This is a genomic window from Lysobacter sp. H21R4 (assembly GCF_015277535.1).
GTDB lineage: Bacteria > Pseudomonadota > Gammaproteobacteria > Xanthomonadales > Xanthomonadaceae > Novilysobacter > Novilysobacter ciconiae.
Genome location: NZ_CP063772.1, coordinates 1,968,517 through 1,986,505, shown reverse-complemented (window position 1 = coordinate 1,986,505; position 17,989 = coordinate 1,968,517). Strand labels below are relative to the sequence as shown.

Below are 17,989 nucleotides of genomic sequence, written 5' to 3'. Positions count from 1 at the left end.
AGGGCCGGGCCGTCAAACCGACATCAGCTCCTGTTCCTTGGCCTTCACCACCTCGTCGACGTCCTTGATCGCGGCGTCGGTGATCTTCTGGATCTCGTCCTCGACCCGGCGCGCGTCGTCCTCGCTGGCCTCCTTTTCCTTCAGCAGCTCCTTGACCTGCTGGTTGGCGTCGCGGCGGATGTTGCGGATCGCCACCTTGGCGTCCTCGCCCTCGCCGTTGACCATCTTGGCCAGGTCGCGGCGGCGTTCCTCGGTCAGCGCCGGCAGGTTGATCCGGATCACCGTGCCGGCGGTGTTGGGGGTCAGGCCTAGGTCGGAGTTGATAATCGCCTTCTCGACCGCGGCCACCATCGGCTTCTCCCACGGCGTGATGGTCAGTGAGCGCGCGTCATTGACGGCGATGCTCGCCACCTGCGACAGCGGCATCTCCGAGCCGTAATAGTTCACCTTCAGGTGGTCGACCAGGGACGTGGAGGCACGGCCGGTGCGCACCTTGGTCATCGCCTGGCGCAGCGACTCGATACTTTTGTGCATGCGCGCTTGGGCGTCTTTCGTGATCTCATTCAACATCGCCGGTTCCGGTCTTTGCGGTAATCGGCGAAGTATAGCGAACCCCGGCGGCGGCCGGCCCTCCTGCGATCGCCCCGCCGCGCGCCGCGCAGGCCGCGCCGCCGGTGGCATTGCCGTCAATGCGAGTGCGGGGCGCGGTCGTGCTCGTCGTGCTGGCAGGAGATGCCGTGTTCGATCTGCAGGGTGGGGTGGTTGATGCCGAAGCGCTCGTCCAGCTTGCGGTGCAGGCGGTCGAGGAACTCGTCGTGGTCCTGCGCGTCGATGGGGCGGACCACGTGCGCGGTCATCGCGATCTCGCCGGTGCCCAGCGACCAGATGTGCAGGTGGTGGACGTCGGTGACGCCGGGCTGGCTGGTGATGAACGCCGCCACCGCCGCCTGGTCGACCGTACGCGGCACCGCATCCATCGCGGCGTTGAAGCTCTCACGCAGCAGCCCGAACGCGGTCAGGGCGACCACCACGCTGACCAGCAGCGAGATCACCGGATCCAGCCAGTTCCAGCCCAGCCACCAGATGCCTGCGCCGGCGGCCACTGCGGCTACCGAAATGGCGGCATCGGCGAGCAGATGCAGGAACGCGCCGCGCCGGTTGAGGTCGTGCTCGTGACCGTCGCGCATCAACCACGCGCCGCCCAGGTTCACCAGGATGCCGACGGCCGCGACGGCCATGATCGACAGGCCGGGGATGGACGGGGGCGCGCCGAAGCGGCGGATCGCCTCCCACGCCAGTGCGCCGGAGAATCCGACCAGAAGGACCGCGTTCGCCAGCGGCGAGAGCAGGGTGGCGCGTCGCCAGCCGAAGGTATGACGCTCCGTCGGCGGTCGCCGCGCCAGCACGGCCGCGCCCCAGGCCAGACCCAGGCCGAACACGTCGCCCAGGTTGTGCAGCGCGTCCGACAGCAGCGCCAGCGAGTTGGTGTGGAAGCCGTAACCGGCCTCGATGATCGTGTAGGCCAGGTTGGCCAGGGTGACGACCGCGAAGGCGCGGGTCGCGTGCGGCGGGGCGTGCTGGTGGGGTGCGCTGTGCATGGCTCAATCGTGCCACGCCATGGCAGGTGCGACTATTCGCTCCGGCCTTGGACCAGCGTGCCGATGTCCTCGCCGTGCAGGATCTTCAGCAGCTCGCCGGGCTGGCTCATGTCAAAGATACGCAGCGGCAGGTCGCTGTCGCGGGCGAGCGCGAACGCGGCGGTGTCCATCACCTGCAGGTTGCGGCGGATCACGTCGTCGTAGGTCAGCCGGTCGTAGCGCACCGCGTCGGAATGCTTGTTGGGGTCCCTGTCGTAAACGCCATCGACCTTGGTCGCTTTCAGCAGGAGGTCCGCGCCGATCTCGATCGCCCGCAAGGCAGCGCCGGAGTCGGTGGTGAAGAACGGCGCACCCACGCCCGCGGCGAAGATCACCAGCCTGCCCTTCTCCAGATGGCGGATTGCGCGGCGGCGGATGTAGTCCTCGCACACGTCGTTGATCTTGATCGCGCTCATCACCCGCGCCTTGGCGCCGAGCTTCTCCAGCGCGTCCTGCATGGCGAGCGCGTTGATCACGGTGGCCAGCATGCCCATCTGGTCGCCGGTGACCCGGTCCATGCCGCCCGCGGCCAGGCCGGCACCCCGGAAGATGTTGCCACCACCGATCACGAGCGCGACCTCGGCCCCGGCCGCCTGGGCTTCCATGACCTCGCGCGCCAGCCGATGGATCACCAGCGGATCGATCCCGTAGTCCTCGTTCCCCATCAACGCCTCGCCGGACAGCTTCAACAGGATGCGGCGATAGGCGAGCTGGGACATGGGTGACCTCGTACGGATGGGCAAGCGCGGGCAATTGTACGGGATGGGGGCGGTGGGAGCCCGCTGCGGCAGCGGCGCGCAGGATTGAATCCGCGGGTTCCACGGGATCGAGCGGAAAACGATAAAAATATGTGACGAGCATCACACTTCATGCCAAGGCGCGCGATTAATGCCTTGTTAAGGGTTCGTTTAGCCATCCATAGTCGGGCTGCCCGCACGGGCCATCCGTTGCCAATGTCTGAGGGAGTAGCCAATTTGTTTAAACCATCCATACAACGCACCTTGCGCCGCAGCGCGTTAACGGTCGCACTCGGCCTGTGCTTCGTTTCAGGTGTCCACGCCCAGTCCAACGTGACCGGCGCGATCTTCGGCGTCGCCCCGGCGGCTCCAGGCGCTACCGTCGTCGTCCGCAATGTCGACACGGGTTTTGAGCGCACCATTCCGGTGGACAGCAGCGGCCGCTACCGCGCCGCTTCGCTGCCGACGGGCCGCTACGAAGTCAAGCTGGTCGACAACGGCGCAACCGTGTCGTCACGCGAAAATGTCGTGGTCAGCATCGCCGGCGGTACGGAAGTCTCCTTCTCCTCGGGCGCCTCGGCGGGCGCAACCACGCTGCAGGGAGTGACCGTCACGGCCACCAATATTGCGGCGGTTGACGTTTCATCCGTGGATACCCGCACGGTGTTCTTCGCCGAAGAGCTTGAAAAACTGCCGGTCCCGCGCAGCGTCGCTGGCGTGGCGTTGCTGGCACCAAGCGTCGTCAACAACACGAGCTACGGGGCGCCCAGCTTTGGCGGAAGCGCATCCTCCGAGAACGCCTATTACATCAACGGTTATGCGGTCACCAATCCGCTGACCAGCATCGGATTCACCACTCTGCCATTTGATGGCATTGACCAGATGCAGGTGCTGACCGGCGGCTATGGGGCGGAATTCGGCCGCTCCACCGGCGGCGTCATCAACCTGACCACCAAGCGCGGCACCAATGAGTGGCGCGCCGGCGGCATCATGACCTGGGCGCCGAAGTCGCTGCGCGCCTCGCCGCGCGACCAGCTGTATCCCAATACGGGCGTTTTCCCCGCCACCGACGGCAAGTTGTATGCCTACCGTGACCAGAACGAGTCATGGACGTCGACGCTGGGTGCTTATGTGGGCGGCCCGATCGTCCAGGACCGGCTTTTCTTCTATGCCTCCGGTGAAGTGAACAAGCAGCAGGGCAACGGCGTCGGTTCCGCCATTACCAACCCCAATTCCGCCAGCGGTTACTCCGACTACAAATATCGGATGCCGCGCTGGATGGGCAAGGTCGACTGGAACATCAACGACGACCATATCCTCGAGTTCACCGCCGTCCACGACCAGGAGGATTACCACAGCAAGCTGACCGGCTTCAGCTATGACGACTTCAGGCACAACGACATCCAGGCTGGCGGTTCCAATCGCTCCGATGAAAGTGATCTCTACATCGGCAAGTACACCGGCTATCTGACGGATGCCTTGACGCTCAGCCTGATGTACGGCACGCAGAAGATCGAGCATTCGGATAATCCGTGGGGCTACGATGCATCCTGCCCACGTCTGTCTGGAAACACCTCGCCGAACAACCAGATGCCCGGCATCGTCTATAACCCCACTTGCCAGTTTGCCGCGAACAACGAGCTGGCCGGGGCGTTTGACGAGACCAAGGGCGGTCGTTTCGGGATCGGGGCGCATTCGCTGCGGGTCGGCTACGACGACAGTACCGCCCACTCAGTTCTCGGCAGCGAGTACGCCGGTGGCTACGTCTGGGTATTCCAGCAGACGGCCAACAAGAACGCGCCGATCGACCCCTCGCATGGCGTTGGGAGCCCGGCTTCAGCCGGAGGCTCGGGCCTGGGCGTTCCCGGCTCCGACAAGGGGTATTTCGCTCGCAAGCAGTACTACACCCAGCTGGCCGACGTGGAGGTCGAGCAGACCGCGCAGTACATCGAAGACCGCTGGCAGGTGAGTGATAACGTGCTGCTCTCGCTGGGGCTGCGCAACGAGCAGTTCACCAACTACAACGGTGACGGCATCGCGTATGTGAGCCAGCGCCATCAGCTCGCCCCTCGTTTCGGCGCAAGCTGGGACGTCAATGGCGACTCGTCACTGAAGCTCTTCGCCAATGCGGGCCGCTACCATCTGGCGCTGCCCAACAACGTATCGGTTCGCGGTGCGGCCGGCTCGCTGTACACCCAGGAATACTTCACCTACACGGGCACCGATCCGCGTACCGGCGCACCAACCGGCCTGGTGAACGTGCCGGTCGATGCCAGCCTGGGTTATACCTGCCCGGGAAGCAGCACGGCCATCTCCTCGAACCTTGAGTGCGGTGAGTCGCCGGATCCGCGTACCGTTGCGGCCAAGAACATGAAGTCCCATTACCAGGACGAATACATCCTTGGCATGCAGCAGGAGTTGAACTCGACCTACAACTGGGGTGTAAAGGGTACCTATCGCGAATTGCGCAGCGCAATTGATGATACCTGTGCCCCCGCGCTCGGCGGTTCCTGCTTCCTGTTCAACCCTGGCGTTGGCAACACCTTCCAGGAAGAGCAGGCGGATGGTTCTTTCAAGGATGTCTACTACTCCAAGGAAGAGCTCGGTTTCCCGGACCTGAAGCGCAAGTACTACGCCATTGACTTCTACGGCGAGCACCGCTTCAGCAATAACTGGTACGGCAAGTTGGAGTACACCTTCTCCAAGAACTGGGGCAACACCGAAGGTCAGCTTGCTTCCGACCTCGACACCGGTGCGGGTGGGCAGGAGGATGTCGGTCAGACGCAGGACTGGGATCTGCCGCAGCTCATGGTCGGCGCCAACGGTTACCTGCCAAACCACCGGGCCCACCAGCTGAAGGGATTCGGTTATTACCAGTTCACGCCGGAATGGCGCATGGGCGTTACCGGCATCGTGAGTTCCGGGCGTCCGCGTAACTGCACCAGTTATTATCCGTCTGCTGATCCGGGCCTCTACAACGGTTCTTATTATTACTACTGCGGTCTTCCTGGCAGCGGTACGGCCCCCGGTACGCCTGGCTACACCCCTCCGTCGGCGGATTACGCCTACTCGCCACGCGGATCACACGGCAACACGCCGTGGACCTACACGTTCAACTTGAATGTGGCCTACAAGCCGGCTTGGGCGAATGACAACCTCACCCTGCAGGCCGACGTGATGAATGTCTTCAACCAGCAGGTTCCGACCTCGTACTATTCGCGGTACGCAAGGGATCGCAACACCCGCGATGAGTTCTACGGCCAGGAGATCAACTTCACCTCGCCGCGGCAGATCCGCTTCACTGCCCGGTATGATTTCTAGGTAGAAACTGGAACTGGGAAGAACGCCGCCCATTGTAGGGCGGCGGTCTTCCTTTCGGAGCCCATTTCGACTGGCGTCACCGTTTTCAATGCAACAAAAAAAAGCCGCGGATCGCTCCGCGGCTTTTTCTATTTACAGCGGGTCGGGCGTTACGCCAGGCCGGCCTGCTTCATCACTTCGGACGCGAAATCATCGGCCTGCTTCTCGATGCCTTCACCGACCGCGAGGCGGGCAAAGCTGACGACTTCAGCGCCGGCGGCCTTGAGCACCTGCTCAACGCTTTGGTTGGTGTCCAGCACGTACGGCTGGCCCGTCAGGCACAGTTCGTTGACGGTCTTGGCCAGCTTGCCGGCGATCATCTTCTCCAGGATCTCGGCCGGCTTGCCGGTGTCCTTGACCTGGGCCAGGGCGATTTCCTTCTCCTTGGCGATGAACTCGGCAGGCACATGCGCCGGCGAGATGTACGGCGGGTTCATGGCGGCAACGTGCATCGCCAGGCCGCGGGCGAGGTCGGCGTCGCCGCCCTTGATCTCGACCAGGACGCCGATCCGGCCACCGTGGACGTACGCGGCGACGGTGTTGGCGCTGTCGATGCGGGCCATACGGCGAACCTGCAGGTTCTCGCCGACCTTGGCGACGATCGCGGCGCGGGCTTCTTCGACGGTATCGCCGGAGGCCAGCTTGGTGCTCTTCAGCGCGTCGATGTCGGCAGCGTGCAGTGCGGCCTGGGCGACGGCGTCGGTGAAGTTGAGGAAGTTGTCGTCTTTGGCGACAAAGTCGGTCTCGGAGTTGATCTCGACCAACACGGCCTTGCCGTCCGCCTGGGCGGCGACAACGCGGCCTTCGGCGGCGACGCGGTCGGCCTTCTTGTCAGCCTTGGCCAGGCCCTGCTTGCGCAGCCACTCGGCTGCCGTCTGCACGTCGCCGTCGTTGGCCACGAGTGCTTTCTTGCACTCCATCATGCCGGCGCCGGTGCGCTCGCGCAGCTCCTTGACCTGGGATGCGGTGATTTCTGCCATGGGGAATACCTCGGATGTTCGGGGGTGCGCGAGCGATACTGCGGGTCGCACTGCAGCCGGTAAGGCGGCAGTGCGTCCGCGCCGTTCGTGCATGAAAAGGACGCGCCGCCACGCCGGGCAGCGGCGCGACTCGTGGCTTACTCGGCCTTGGCTGCTGCCTCGGCGGCCTTCTTGACCTGCTCGGCGGTGACGTCATCGGCGTCGGTGACGGTCTCATCGGCCGTGCCCTTGACCGGAGCGACCACCGGGTTGGACTGGTCGGCCACGACGGGCTCTTCAGTCTTGGCGGCCTTCTTGGCCGGCGCGCGGCGCGGCGCCTTGCCGGCGTCACCCTCGGCGTCGGCGAAGTCTTCCTCGCGAACGCTGGCGGCGGACGGCGCGGCGGCCTTGCCTTCCAGCACCGCGTCGGCGGCGGCGCGGGCGTACAGCTGCACGGCGCGGATCGCGTCGTCGTTGCCCGGGATCGCGTAATCGACCAGGGTCGGGTCGTAGTTGGTGTCGACCACGGCGATGACCGGAATGCCGAGCTTCTTGGCTTCCTTGATCGCGATGTCCTCATGGCCGATGTCGATCACGAAGATCGCGTCGGGCAGGCGGTTCATTTCCTTGATGCCGCCCAGCGAGGCCAGCTTCTTGTCGCGCTCGCGCTGCAGGTTCAGCACTTCGTGCTTGACCAGCTTCTCGAACGTGCCGTCGGTCTCGAAGGACTCCAGCTCCTTGAGGCGACCGACCGACTTCTTCACCGTGGCGAAGTTGGTCAGGGTGCCGCCCAGCCAACGCTGGTTCATGTAAGGCATGCCGCAACGCTCGGCTTCTTCCTTGATCGACTCGCGCGCGCTGCGCTTGGTGCCCAGGAACAGGACGATGCCGCGCTTCTGCGCAATGCTGGAGATGAAGTTCATCGCGTCGTTGAACAACGGGACGGTCTTCTCCAGGTTGATGATGTGGATCTTGCCGCGCGCACCGAAGATGTAGGGACCCATCTTGGGGTTCCAGTAGCGGGTCTGGTGGCCGAAGTGGACGCCGGCTTCCAGCATCTGGCGCATGGTGATCTGTGGCATGGGATGAAACTCCGATAGGGGAATCCAGCCGCCAATAAGGTTGGGGCGGCTGCACCGGCTCGGGGCCGATGCGCGGATTCCGGGGTTGTTCTTCCCCGCTGCTTCCGTGACCGAACTTCGCGGCTTGTGGCCTTGAAGCACCCCGGCACGGGCTTTGGCAGCGGGTGTGTATTCGCCGGTGTCGTCCGGCGTGGACGGAGCGCGGCAAAAGCCACGCAGCCGGAAGAGTGTAGCGCCAGGACGGGGGGCTGGCAATCAGCGGGCGAGATGTCGGTGACCGGGCAGCGCGCCCTGATACGGTTGCGGCTCAGGCAGCCTGCGCTGCTCGAAGCCGGGCCGTCCCGCGGCACCTGGGCTCGTTACGTCAGCGCGCAGCACTTGCAAGGTCGTGTCGGCCGCGCCGGAACAAATCGGCGATAATGGACGGATGACTGTCAACCTCAAAACCGCCGCAGAAATCGAGAAGATGCGCATCGCCGGCCGTCTGGCCGCCGAAGTGCTCCAGGTCGTCGCCCCGCATGTGAAGCCCGGCGTGACCACGGAGGAACTCGACCGCATCTGCCACGACCACATCATCAACGTCCAGGGCGCAATCCCTGCCAACGTGGGCTACAAGGGCTTCCCCAAGACCGTGTGCACTTCGGTCAACAACGTCATCTGCCACGGCATCCCGGCCGAATCGAAGGTCCTCAAGGACGGCGACATCGTCAATATCGACGTCACCGTGATCAAGGATGGCTGGCATGGCGACACGAGCCGCATGTACTACGCCGGCACGCCGTCGGTGTTGGCCAAGCGGCTGGTGGAGGTGACCCGCGAGGCGATGTTCCGCGGCATCCGAGCGGTTCGGCCCGGCGCGACGCTGGGGGACGTGGGCCACGCGATCCAGCAGTACGCGGAGGGCGAGCGTTTCAGCGTGGTGCGCGAGTACTGCGGCCACGGCATCGGCAAGGTCTACCACGACGAGCCGCAGGTGCTGCACTACGGCAATGCCGGCGAGGGCCTGGTCCTGAAGCCGGGGATGACGTTCACCATCGAGCCGATGATCAACGCCGGCAAGCGCCACACCCGCGTCCTGCCGGATGGCTGGACGGTGGTGACCAAGGACCGATCGCTGTCCGCCCAGTGGGAACACACCGTGGTGGTCACCGACGACGGGGTCGAGATCCTCACCCGCTTGCCGGGTGACGACAACGACCTATGAAACCGGCTGGCCCCGGGCGCAACGTCTCGCTCCCGGGGGTGACGGAGGATCCGGACCGCGCCGACGTCCGCCAGGATGCCGACTGGGCGGCGCAGGCGCGCGGACATCTGGCGCGCGCCGATGCCGGATTCGCCAGCCGTTTTGACGCGGATGCCGAGATCGACCGCCTGCTGGCCGAGCGCGCCGCCGAGGTCGACGCCGTGGTCCAGGCCGCCTGGCAGCGCTGCATCCCGCCGGGCGCGGAGCTGGCCCTGTTCGCGGTTGGTGGCTACGGTCGCGGCGAGCTGTATCCACAGTCCGACATCGACCTGCTGGTGCTGGCGGAAGCTGACGAGTCGCAGACCCGCGCCGAGGACCTGGCGCGCCTGTTCGCGCTGTTGTGGGACTGCGGCCTGCCGGTCGGCCACGCGGTGCGCTCGCTGGAGCAATGCACCCAAGCCTCCATCGAGGACATCACCGTCCTGACCGCCTTGCTGGAAGCGCGGCCGCTGATGGCCAACGAGCACGAGCGGCGCGAGTTGCAGGCGGCGGTGTCGCCGCGGCTGGTCTGGCCGCCGCAGCAGTTCTTCGAGGCCAAACGGCTGGAACTGCGCGAGCGCCACGCGCGCTTTGACGATACCGCCGACAACCTCGAGCCCAACCTGAAGGAAGGCCCCGGCGGTTTGCGCGACGTGCAGACCCTCAACTGGATGGCGCTGCGCATCATCGGCACCGCGGACATGGAGTCGCTGGTGGCGTTTGGCCAGATGGGCGCCGACGAGGTCGCGACGCTGGAGCGTGAGCGCCGGGGGCTAGCCCGTCTCCGGTACGGGCTGCACCTGGTCGCCGGCAAGCGCGAAGAGCGCCTGCGCTTCGATTACCAGAAGCTGCTCGCCACCCGGCTGGGCTTCGAGGACGTCGGCGGAACGCTGGCCGTCGAGCAGATGATGCAGGGCTTCTACCGCAACGCCTCGCTAGTGCTGCGCATCGGTGAGCGGTTGCTGCAGCGGTTTGAAGAGCAACTCGAAGGCGAGGCCGAGCCGGAACCGCTGGATGCGCTTTTCGAGTTGCGCCGTGGCTACCTGGCCGCGCGCGATCCGGACTGGCCGCGTGATCCTGGCGAGGTCTTCGCGCTGTTCGCGACCTGGGCGGCGCGCGGCGAGCTCAGCGGATTGCACTCGCACACCGCGCGGGTACTGGCCGAAGCGCTGCCCAGCTTCCCCGACTTCGCCAGCGCCGGTCCCGAATTGCACCAGCGATTCCTGCGCCTGCTGCGCGGCGAGCAGCCGGTCCGCACGCTGACCCGCATGGCCCGCTTGGGCGTCCTGGGACGCTGGATCCCCGCGTTCCTGAAAGTGTCCGGGCGGATGCAGTTCGACCTCTTCCACGTCTATACCGTCGATCAGCACACGCTGGCGGTGCTGAAAAACATCGCGTCCTTCGCCAATCCCGAGTCCAGCGAGCGCTTTGCACTGGCGCACGAGGTCTGGCCGCGCCTGCGCAAGCCCGAGTTGCTGCTGCTCGCCGGGCTGTTCCACGACATCGCCAAGGGCCGCGGCGGCAACCATTCCGAGCTGGGCGCCGACGATGCGCGCGTCTTCTGCAGCACCGTTGGTCTGGGTGAGGCGGACACCGCGCTGGTGGAATGGCTGGTGCGCAAGCACCTGCTGATGTCGATCACCGCGCAGAAGCAGGACATTGCCGATCCGGACGTGATCCACCGCTTCGCCACCGTGGTTGGAGATCGCGAGCGGCTCGACCATCTCTACCTGCTGACCTGCGCGGACATCGCCGGCACCTCGCCCAAGCTGTGGAATGCGTGGAAGAACCGGCTGATGGCCGACCTCTACACCGCGACGCGGCTGGCGCTGCGGCGCGGGCTGGAAAACCCGGTGGCAGTCACCGAGCACATCGCCGAGACGCGCCAGGCGGTGGAAGGTCTGCTGGCCGCCCAGGGCATGGACGAGGCGACGATTGCCGAGCTGTTCGCGCGCATGCCGGAGGCCGGCTTCCAGCGCGGTCGTCCGTATCAACTGGCCTGGCAGGCGGGCGCGCTGCACCGGCTGGAACCGGGAAGGACGAAGGTGCGGGTGCGTCCGGTGGCCGCCGATACCGGCGCACTGGAAGTGTTCGTGCACTCGATGGACCGCGACGGCCTGTTCGCCGCGATCGTTGCGGTGCTCGACCGCTGCGGGCTGGAAATCCAGCAGGCACGGGTGCTGGACGGCCCCAACGGCACCATTTTCGACACGTTTGAAGTCATCCCCGGCGACGCGCGTCGGGCACCGGTCGCCGCTGATGTCGCCGAGCGCCTGTCACTCGCGCTGGACGGCCCGCTGGATGACATCCGCCCGGCCAGGCGCACCCAGCCGCGGCACCTGCGACACTTCCGCATCGCGCCGAAGATCGGTTTCGACGACGCCGGCGACGGGCGGACCACGCTCAGCCTGGTGTGCACCGACCGCCCCGGGCTGCTCGCCGATGTCGCGCAGATCCTGCGCCAGCAGCACATGCGCGTCCACGATGCGCGCATTGCTACCTTCGGCGCGCGCGCCGAGGACGTCTTCCAGATCACCGCTACCGATGCCCACGGCCACAGCCAGCCATTGGACGCGGACCGCCAACAGGCATTGAGCACCGCGCTGCTTGCCTGTCTTGAAGGAGAACCCTTGTGACCCCCAGCAACACCGCCCGCAACCCCGCCAGCACCGACGAGCTTCGGGCCGTGATCGAAGACGCCTTTGAGCGTCGCGAGACCCTTGCCGCGGACGAACTCGCCGGCACCGTCGCCCCGATGGTCGAGCGCGCCATTGCCGGCATCGAGTCGGGCGAACTGCGCGTGGCGGAGCCCGACGGCAGCGATGGCTGGAAGGTCAACGCATGGCTGAAGAAGGCGGTGCTGCTGTATTTCCGCACCCAGGAAATGGGGGTCATCGGCGCCCGGCCGGCGCCGTTCTGGGACAAGATTCCGGCGCGTTTCGGCGATTTTGACGAGGCCGCGTTCCGGGATGTCGGCGCACGCGTTGTGCCCGGCGCGATCGTCCGTCGCGGCGCCCATATCGGCCGCGACGTGGTGCTGATGCCCAGCTTCGTCAACATCGGTGCGTACGTCGGCGAAGGCACGATGGTGGATACCTGGGCGACAGTGGGTTCCTGCGCGCAGATCGGCAAGCACTGTCACCTGTCCGGCGGCGCCGGTATCGGCGGCGTGCTGGAACCGCTGCAGGCGACGCCGACCATCATCGAGGACCACTGCTTCATCGGCGCGCGCTCGGAGGTGGTCGAGGGTTTCGTGGTCGGCCATCACAGCGTGATTGGCATGGGCGTGTTTCTGGGCCAGAGCACCCGCGTCTACAACCGCGCCACCGGCGAGGTCAGCTACGGCAGCGTGCCGCCCTACAGCGTCGTGGTCTCCGGCCAGCTGCCGGCCGCGGATGGATCCCACTCGCTGTACTGCGCGGTGATCGTCAAGCAGGTGGACGAGCGGACGCGGTCCAAGACCAGCATCAACGAGCTGCTTCGCGGACTCGCCGACTGAGGAGGCAGGCATGACCACCACCGTTTACGGACTGGCCAACTGCGACACTTGCCGCAAGGCGCGCAAGTGGCTGGACCGCTTCGGGATTCCGTACGAATTCATCGACTACCGCGAGCAGCGGCAGACGCCGGAGACGCTCGTGGAGTGGCAGGAGAAACTCGGCGGCTGGGAGGCGATGATCAACAAGTCGTCGACGACCTGGCGCCAGCTGCCGGACACGCGCAAAAGTCCCGGCTCGGACGCGGAGTGGAAATTGCTGCTGAGGGAGTACCCGCAGCTGATCCGGCGCCCGGTGGTGGTCACCGACGATGGCCAGGTCTCCCAGCGCTTCAGTGACAACAGTTTCAAGCAGCGCTTCGGCCAATGAGCAGCGAGGTCCTGGCGCTTACGTGTGAGCTGATCGGTCGTCGCTCGGTGACGCCCGACGATGCCGGTTGCCAGACGCTGCTGGCCGGGCGCCTGCAGCGCGCCGGTTTCGCCTGCGAGCACCTGCGCTTCGGCGCGGTCGACAACCTCTGGGCGACCCACGGCGTTGGCGACGGGCCAACGCTGGTGCTCCTGGGTCATACCGATGTGGTACCGCCGGGTCCGGCCGCGGACTGGACCAGCGATCCGTTCGTGCCGGAAATCCGTGACGGCGTGCTGTACGGGCGCGGCGCGGCGGACATGAAGGGCAGCGTCGCCGCATTCGTCATTGCGGCCGAGCGCTTCGTCGCCGCGAATCCCGACCATCCCGGCCGGCTGGCCCTGCTGCTGACCTCCGACGAGGAGGGCGATGCGATCCACGGCGTGCGCCGGGTGACCGAGCTGTTCCGCGAGCGCGGCGAGCGCATCGACTGGTGCGTCACCGGCGAGCCGTCATCGACCGCCAGGCTGGGCGATCTGCTGCGCGTGGGCCGGCGCGGAAGCCTGACCGCAACGCTGGATGTTCACGGTATCCAGGGCCATGTCGCCTACCCGGACAAGGCGCGCAATCCGGTCCACCAGGCGCTGCCGGCCCTGGCAGAGCTGGCTGCGCGACGCTGGGATGAGGGCTTCGAAACCTTCCCGCCGACCAGCCTGCAGATCAGCAATATCAGTGCCGGTACCGGCGCCAGCAACGTGATTCCGGGCGCGCTGAAGGTGGTGTTCAATCTGCGCTACAACCCCAGCTGGGATGCCGCCAAGCTCGAGCAGGAATGCGAGCAGGTACTGCGCGCGCACGGGTTGGACTATGTAATCCACTGGCACCGCAGCGGCGAGCCGTTCTTCACCCCCGAGGGTCCGCTACGGCAGGCCGCGCGCGAGGTGTTGACCGATATCAACGGTGAACCGCCGGAGGAGAGCACCGGCGGTGGCACGTCGGATGCGCGCTTCATCGCGACCCTGGGAACCCAGTGCATTGAGGTCGGCCCGGTGAATGCCAGCATCCACCAGGTGGACGAGAACGTGGCCGTTGCCGATCTGGAAGCGCTGCCCGACCTGTATCAGGCGCTGGTCGAGAAGCTGCTGCTGCCAACGGAGGCGTGAGTCTTCAATTTTGCGCCTGCGGCGCCTCGGCTACGTCAATGCGTTGCCACGCAACCGTCGAATCGCCGCCGTGGATCGGCATCGCCACCGCGTCGCGCTCACGCAGCGCGCCCGCCATCTCGGCCGGGATGCCCGCCGAACGGTCGTAGCCGAACAGCTCGATCTCCCGTCCCGGCGCGATTTCAAACTCGAACACCGCGCCCTCCGGCGGCAGCCGGACGATCGCGATGCGGCGCCAGCGCGTCTGCTCGGCGTGCCAGCGCGACGGCGCCAGCGCCTGCCCCTGGACCCGGATGGAAGCCACGTCGATGTCGCCCGGCACCATCAACCCGCCTTCGGTGGCGGCTCGGGTGGACGACACACGAACGGCGATCTGGCGTCGGCCGTCGCGCAGGCTGTCGGATTCGACCTGCAGCGTGGGCGCCGAAAGTGCAGGCCCGGCCGCGCCAGGATGACCCCATCCCAGCCACGCGGTGACCGGCCGGGAGACGTCCGCAAACCCCGCCTGGCGCATGAAGCCCACCGGCATCGTCGCGCGCGGTTGCAGGTACAGGCGCGCAGAGTCGCTGTCGCCGGCGTACAACAGGTTCGCCGGACGTGGCACGTCTGCGTCGAACGCGGGCCGGGCGAGGGCGAGCATCGCGCAGGCGAATGCCACAGCCAGTCCAGCGAGTGCCAGTGCACCCGCCGCGCGGCCCAGGCTCAGCAGCGCGGGCAACAAGGGCAGCACGATGACACCGCTCAACAGCGTGGTGGCAGTCAAGCCCGGATGCCCGATGGCCGCGTAGGAATCCACGGCGTAGGGAAACCAGAGGCCGGCCGCGACGACGGCGGCGACACCGGACCAGAGCACCGCTCTCCCCGGAACAAGGTGCGCGCAAAGTCCCGCCGCCAACAGCGGCAACAGGCCGAGGTAGCTGGCTCCGGGCATCGCAGCCACCGCCGCCGCGGCGACAATCGCAAACGGCAGCAAGGTCGCCAGCGCCAGAGCCGGTGGGCCGCGCCACCGCTGCACCACGTAGCCGCCCAGCAGCATCGCCGGCAGCGCCAGCGCGACAAAAGCGGTGACCAGCAGCGGCCCTTGCGCGGTCCACATCGCCGGCATTGCGCCCAGCGCCTGCAGCAGCGCGTACAGTCCCCAGCCCAGCCCGGCCAGCACTGCCAGCAGCGCCAGCACCGCAATCGACGCGGAGGCGAGCGCAGCCGGGCGCGAACCGCGCCGAACCAGGCGCACGGCGAGCGCGAGCCAAAGCACCAGCCCAAGGGCGAGCAGGAACGGATTCAGCGCCACCGGCCACGCGGCAAAGGTCGCGCCAAACACGTTGAAGAACACCGCGTCCTGCGCAGCCCCGCCGTCGGCAACCGCCGCAGCGCCAGGTGCGCGTCCCGCCAGTTCGCGCGTCATCGACAATGCGTTGTCACCGTGGTGTTGCAACGAGCCACGGTCCAGATGGGCGAGGTTGTCCAGCGGGGTGTGGTAACGCGCCGCGCCCTCCGCCCACGCGAAGTTCAGGCCTTCGCGTCCCTCGCGGCGGAACACGCTGAAGTCGGTGTCGTTGGGCAGGCTGCGGTAGATCTCGTAGTCCAGCGATGAGCCGCTGGCGCGAGGCAGCGCCCGACGCATGGCCGCGATAATCTGCGCGTTGCCGGGCTGGGTCTCGATCAACAGGCTCGCCCCGCGCGTGCCGCGGGCCTCCAGGTTGATCACGGTCGCGATGCGGGCGAACTCGGGCTCGCGCACGAAGGCTTCCGCACCGATCAGGCCGAGTTCCTCGCCGTCGCTGGCCAGCAGCCACACGTCGCGGGCCAGCGGCGGGCCAGCGAGCAGGGCCCGTGCCGATTCGATCAGCGTGGCAACGCCGGCGCCGTCGTCGGACGCTCCCGGCCCCGCACCGACCGAGTCGTAGTGGGCGGCGAGCAGGACAGCCTGTTCCGCGCTCTCGCCCGGGATCCGGGCGACGATATTCTCCACCGTCGCGCAGGTGCTGCCGCCGCAGGCAAACCGCCGCTGGACCTGGGCCTGCACCCCGATGCGCGCCAACTCGGCGACGATGCGATCACGCACCTGCGCGTTGGCAGCGCTGCCGGTGGGGTGGGGTTGCTCGTCGCCGAGCACCCGTGCCAGCACCGTGGCCGCTCGCGTCGCCGAAAACACGGTGGCCGGCGCGTCCACCCCGGTGGCCGCGGGTGTCTGGTCGCCGCGCATCGACAACGCAGCGGAAAGCACGAACAACACGATCATGGCCAGCGGGGCCCAGCGCGCGGTTCCCGGCTGCATGGCAGCTGCCTGCGGAACCGCAGCAGCGGATCGTCTCTTGTGCGGCATCGTCTTCCCCAGGCCAAGCCGCGACGGCGGCCTGCCGATCATAACGGCGCCGACAGGGGATGCGGCTCAGTGGATTCGATCAATGCCCAGCGGCAGCGTGAACCGTCAGCCAGGCGTTGCGAGGCGCGGCGCGACCGTTCCGGATTCGCCCGTCTTGGCCTCCTGCGGGCGCAAGCTCGCCAGTGCGCCGGTCCATTTGGACAGCTCGTCGAGCATCTGCTGCGCGGAATGATCGATCAGCTCGTTGGAGACAAACGCGCCTTCCCCGTCCAGGGATTGACCGACCATCGGCACGGCAACGCCTTCGACCATCGGCATCATCTTGAGCGTGGTCACCAGCTGCTTGGCCATCTGCACCGCGCGCATGCCACCCGACACGCCGCCGTAGCTGACGAAGCCGGAGGCCTTGTAGTTCCACTCGCGGTAGACGTAGTTCAACGCGTTCACCAGCGCCGGCGGCGGGTTGAAGTTGTACTCGGGGGTCACGAACACGAACGCGTCGGCCGCCGCGACGCTCGCCGACCAAGCCTTGGTGTGGGCGTGCTCGTACTGCTGCATCGCCGGGTGACGGGGCTCGTCGTAGATCGGCAGCCTGAAGTCCGCCAGGTCGACCAGTTTGACCTCGAAGGCGCTGGCGGGCGGCAAAGTCACTGAACCAGCGGGCGACGGCGGGACCGACGCGACCGGGGCGCGTGCTGGCGATGACGACATGGAGTTTGGGTTTCAAGTGGAGCTCCTTTTGATGTTTGGGATGGAAATCAATGCGGCATGCGGCCGAAGCGACCGCCGTCGAAGTCCGCGATGGCCTGGTGGATCTCGGCCTCGCTGTTCATCACGAACGGGCCGTGGCCGACGATGGGTTCTTCGATCGGCTCCCCGCTGAGCAGCAGTACGGTGGCGTCGGAATTGGCTTCCAGCAGCACGTCGCTGCCGGCACGGTCGAGCATCACCAGCTGCCCTTCGCGGGCGATCTGCGTTTCGTTGACCTGCACGGTGCCATGCAGGACGACCAGCGCCGCCGTGTGGCCTTCGGGCAGTTCGAACTGGCTGGAATGGTCCTTGCCGAGGCGCACGTCCCAGACGTTCATGGCGGTATAGGTGCGCGCCGGACCGGCGTGGCCGGCGTACTCACCGGCAATTACCCGGGCCGTTCCGGCATTTCCGGGCAGGGGCACGGAAGGGATGTCAGCATCGACCAGCGTCTGGTACCCGGGCGCGGCCATCTTGTCCTTCGCCGGCAGGTTGACCCACAGCTGCACCATCTCCAGCGTGCCGCCAGTGCGGGTGAACGCGTGCGAGTGGAACTCCTCGTGCAGGATGCCCGAGGCGGCGGTCATCCACTGCACATCGCCCGGGCCGATGGTGCCGCCGGCGCCGGTGGAGTCGCGATGCTCCACCTCGCCCTCGTAGACGATGGTGACGGTCTCGAATCCGCGGTGCGGGTGCTGTCCGACGCCGCGCGGCCGGGCGGCCGGCTCAAACCGCATCGGGCCGGCATAGTCCAGCAACAGGAACGGGCTCAGGTGCTGGCCCAGGCCGTGGTAGGAAAACAGCGAACGGACCGGGAAGCCGTCTCCGACCCAATGCGGTTTGGGCGCGCTGTAGATGCCGAGGACTTTCTTCATGGGGTTCTCTTGATCGCGGGTCCGGTGGGGTCC

Annotated in this window: 12 protein-coding genes and 2 pseudogenes; 6 read left to right on the top strand and 8 right to left on the bottom strand. The window is 66.7% G+C overall.

The window, feature by feature from the left end:
* Positions 1-12 precede the first annotated feature (12 nt).
* The 3 genes from frr to pyrH all read right to left on the bottom strand — a co-directional run bounded on the left by frr (position 13) and on the right by pyrH (position 2,356).
* Positions 13-570: a ribosome recycling factor gene (gene frr / locus INQ40_RS09015; protein WP_193983917.1), complete on the bottom strand. Its 558-nt coding sequence runs from the start codon at positions 568-570 to the stop codon at positions 13-15.
* Positions 571-686: 116 nt separating this feature from the next.
* The gene (locus INQ40_RS09010) at positions 687-1,598 is read right to left on the bottom strand and encodes a cation diffusion facilitator family transporter (RefSeq protein WP_194340176.1); all 912 of its coding nucleotides are present in this window, start codon (positions 1,596-1,598) and stop codon (positions 687-689) included.
* Between the two features lie 32 nt (positions 1,599-1,630).
* Positions 1,631-2,356 carry a UMP kinase gene (gene pyrH, locus INQ40_RS09005; protein ID WP_194340175.1) on the bottom strand — a complete coding sequence of 242 codons (726 nt, stop codon included), beginning with the start codon at positions 2,354-2,356 and terminating at the stop codon, positions 1,631-1,633.
* Positions 2,357-2,590: 234 nt separating this feature from the next.
* Here pyrH and INQ40_RS09000 point away from each other — a divergent pair, with 234 nt between their 5' ends.
* The gene (locus INQ40_RS09000) at positions 2,591-5,695 is read left to right on the top strand and encodes a TonB-dependent receptor (protein ID WP_194340174.1); all 3,105 of its coding nucleotides are present in this window, start codon (positions 2,591-2,593) and stop codon (positions 5,693-5,695) included.
* A 149-nt stretch (positions 5,696-5,844) separates the two neighbouring features.
* Here INQ40_RS09000 and tsf read toward each other — a convergent pair whose 3' ends face one another.
* Together tsf and rpsB are read right to left on the bottom strand one after the other, a co-directional pair.
* Positions 5,845-6,714, bottom strand: coding sequence for a translation elongation factor Ts (gene tsf / locus INQ40_RS08995; RefSeq protein WP_194340173.1), 870 nt, complete (start codon positions 6,712-6,714; stop codon positions 5,845-5,847).
* 290 nt (positions 6,715-7,004) lie between these two features.
* Positions 7,005-7,775: pseudogene (gene rpsB / locus INQ40_RS08990) on the bottom strand (30S ribosomal protein S2); the annotation flags it as partial.
* A 427-nt stretch (positions 7,776-8,202) separates the two neighbouring features.
* On the opposite strand from rpsB, the gene map reads away from it, so the two are divergent.
* The 5 genes and pseudogenes from map (at position 8,203) to dapE (ending at position 14,005) form a co-directional block, all read left to right on the top strand.
* Positions 8,203-8,979, top strand: coding sequence for a type I methionyl aminopeptidase (gene map / locus INQ40_RS08985; RefSeq protein ID WP_194340171.1), 777 nt, complete (start codon positions 8,203-8,205; stop codon positions 8,977-8,979).
* A 38-nt stretch (positions 8,980-9,017) separates the two neighbouring features.
* Complete coding sequence (gene glnD / locus INQ40_RS08980) at positions 9,018-11,633, top strand: [protein-PII] uridylyltransferase (protein WP_194342497.1); 2,616 nt, start codon at positions 9,018-9,020, stop codon at positions 11,631-11,633.
* 32 nt (positions 11,634-11,665) lie between these two features.
* A pseudogene (dapD, locus tag INQ40_RS08975) lies at positions 11,666-12,496 on the top strand (2,3,4,5-tetrahydropyridine-2,6-dicarboxylate N-succinyltransferase); the annotation flags it as partial.
* 10 nt (positions 12,497-12,506) lie between these two features.
* The gene (locus tag INQ40_RS08970) at positions 12,507-12,863 is read left to right on the top strand and encodes a Spx/MgsR family RNA polymerase-binding regulatory protein (RefSeq protein ID WP_194340169.1); all 357 of its coding nucleotides are present in this window, start codon (positions 12,507-12,509) and stop codon (positions 12,861-12,863) included.
* Positions 12,860-14,005: a succinyl-diaminopimelate desuccinylase gene (dapE, locus tag INQ40_RS08965; RefSeq protein ID WP_194340168.1), complete on the top strand. Its 1,146-nt coding sequence runs from the start codon at positions 12,860-12,862 to the stop codon at positions 14,003-14,005. The genes INQ40_RS08970 and dapE overlap by 4 nt, the downstream gene beginning before the upstream one ends.
* Before the next feature lie 4 nt (positions 14,006-14,009).
* Here the strand turns inward: dapE and INQ40_RS08960 are convergent, their stop codons facing one another.
* The 3 genes from INQ40_RS08960 to INQ40_RS08950 all read right to left on the bottom strand — a co-directional run bounded on the left by INQ40_RS08960 (position 14,010) and on the right by INQ40_RS08950 (position 17,956).
* Positions 14,010-16,283 (bottom strand): M28 family peptidase, encoded by a 2,274-nt coding sequence (locus INQ40_RS08960; RefSeq protein WP_194340167.1) that lies wholly within the window; start codon positions 16,281-16,283, stop codon positions 14,010-14,012.
* 153 nt (positions 16,284-16,436) lie between these two features.
* Entirely contained in the window at positions 16,437-16,982 is a 546-nt protein-coding gene (locus INQ40_RS08955; protein WP_228481978.1) for an NAD(P)H-dependent oxidoreductase, read from the bottom strand.
* Between the two features lie 107 nt (positions 16,983-17,089).
* Positions 17,090-17,956, bottom strand: coding sequence for a pirin family protein (locus INQ40_RS08950; protein ID WP_194340166.1), 867 nt, complete (start codon positions 17,954-17,956; stop codon positions 17,090-17,092).
* Between the last annotated feature and the right edge of the window lie 33 nt (positions 17,957-17,989).

Excerpts from the sequence above, each read along its gene's own strand:
- frr (WP_193983917.1), bottom strand. The coding sequence starts at position 570 with ATGTTGAATGAGATCACGAAAGACGCCCAAGCGCGCATGCACAAAAGT.
- INQ40_RS09010 (WP_194340176.1), bottom strand. The coding sequence starts at position 1,598 with ATGCACAGCGCACCCCACCAGCACGCCCCGCCGCACGCGACCCGCGCC.
- pyrH (WP_194340175.1), bottom strand. The coding sequence starts at position 2,356 with ATGTCCCAGCTCGCCTATCGCCGCATCCTGTTGAAGCTGTCCGGCGAG.
- INQ40_RS09000 (WP_194340174.1), top strand. The coding sequence starts at position 2,591 with ATGTCTGAGGGAGTAGCCAATTTGTTTAAACCATCCATACAACGCACC.
- tsf (WP_194340173.1), bottom strand. The coding sequence starts at position 6,714 with ATGGCAGAAATCACCGCATCCCAGGTCAAGGAGCTGCGCGAGCGCACC.
- map (WP_194340171.1), top strand. The coding sequence starts at position 8,203 with ATGACTGTCAACCTCAAAACCGCCGCAGAAATCGAGAAGATGCGCATC.
- INQ40_RS08970 (WP_194340169.1), top strand. The coding sequence starts at position 12,507 with ATGACCACCACCGTTTACGGACTGGCCAACTGCGACACTTGCCGCAAG.
- dapE (WP_194340168.1), top strand. The coding sequence starts at position 12,860 with ATGAGCAGCGAGGTCCTGGCGCTTACGTGTGAGCTGATCGGTCGTCGC.
- INQ40_RS08960 (WP_194340167.1), bottom strand. The coding sequence starts at position 16,283 with ATGCAGCCGGGAACCGCGCGCTGGGCCCCGCTGGCCATGATCGTGTTG.
- INQ40_RS08950 (WP_194340166.1), bottom strand. The coding sequence starts at position 17,956 with ATGAAGAAAGTCCTCGGCATCTACAGCGCGCCCAAACCGCATTGGGTC.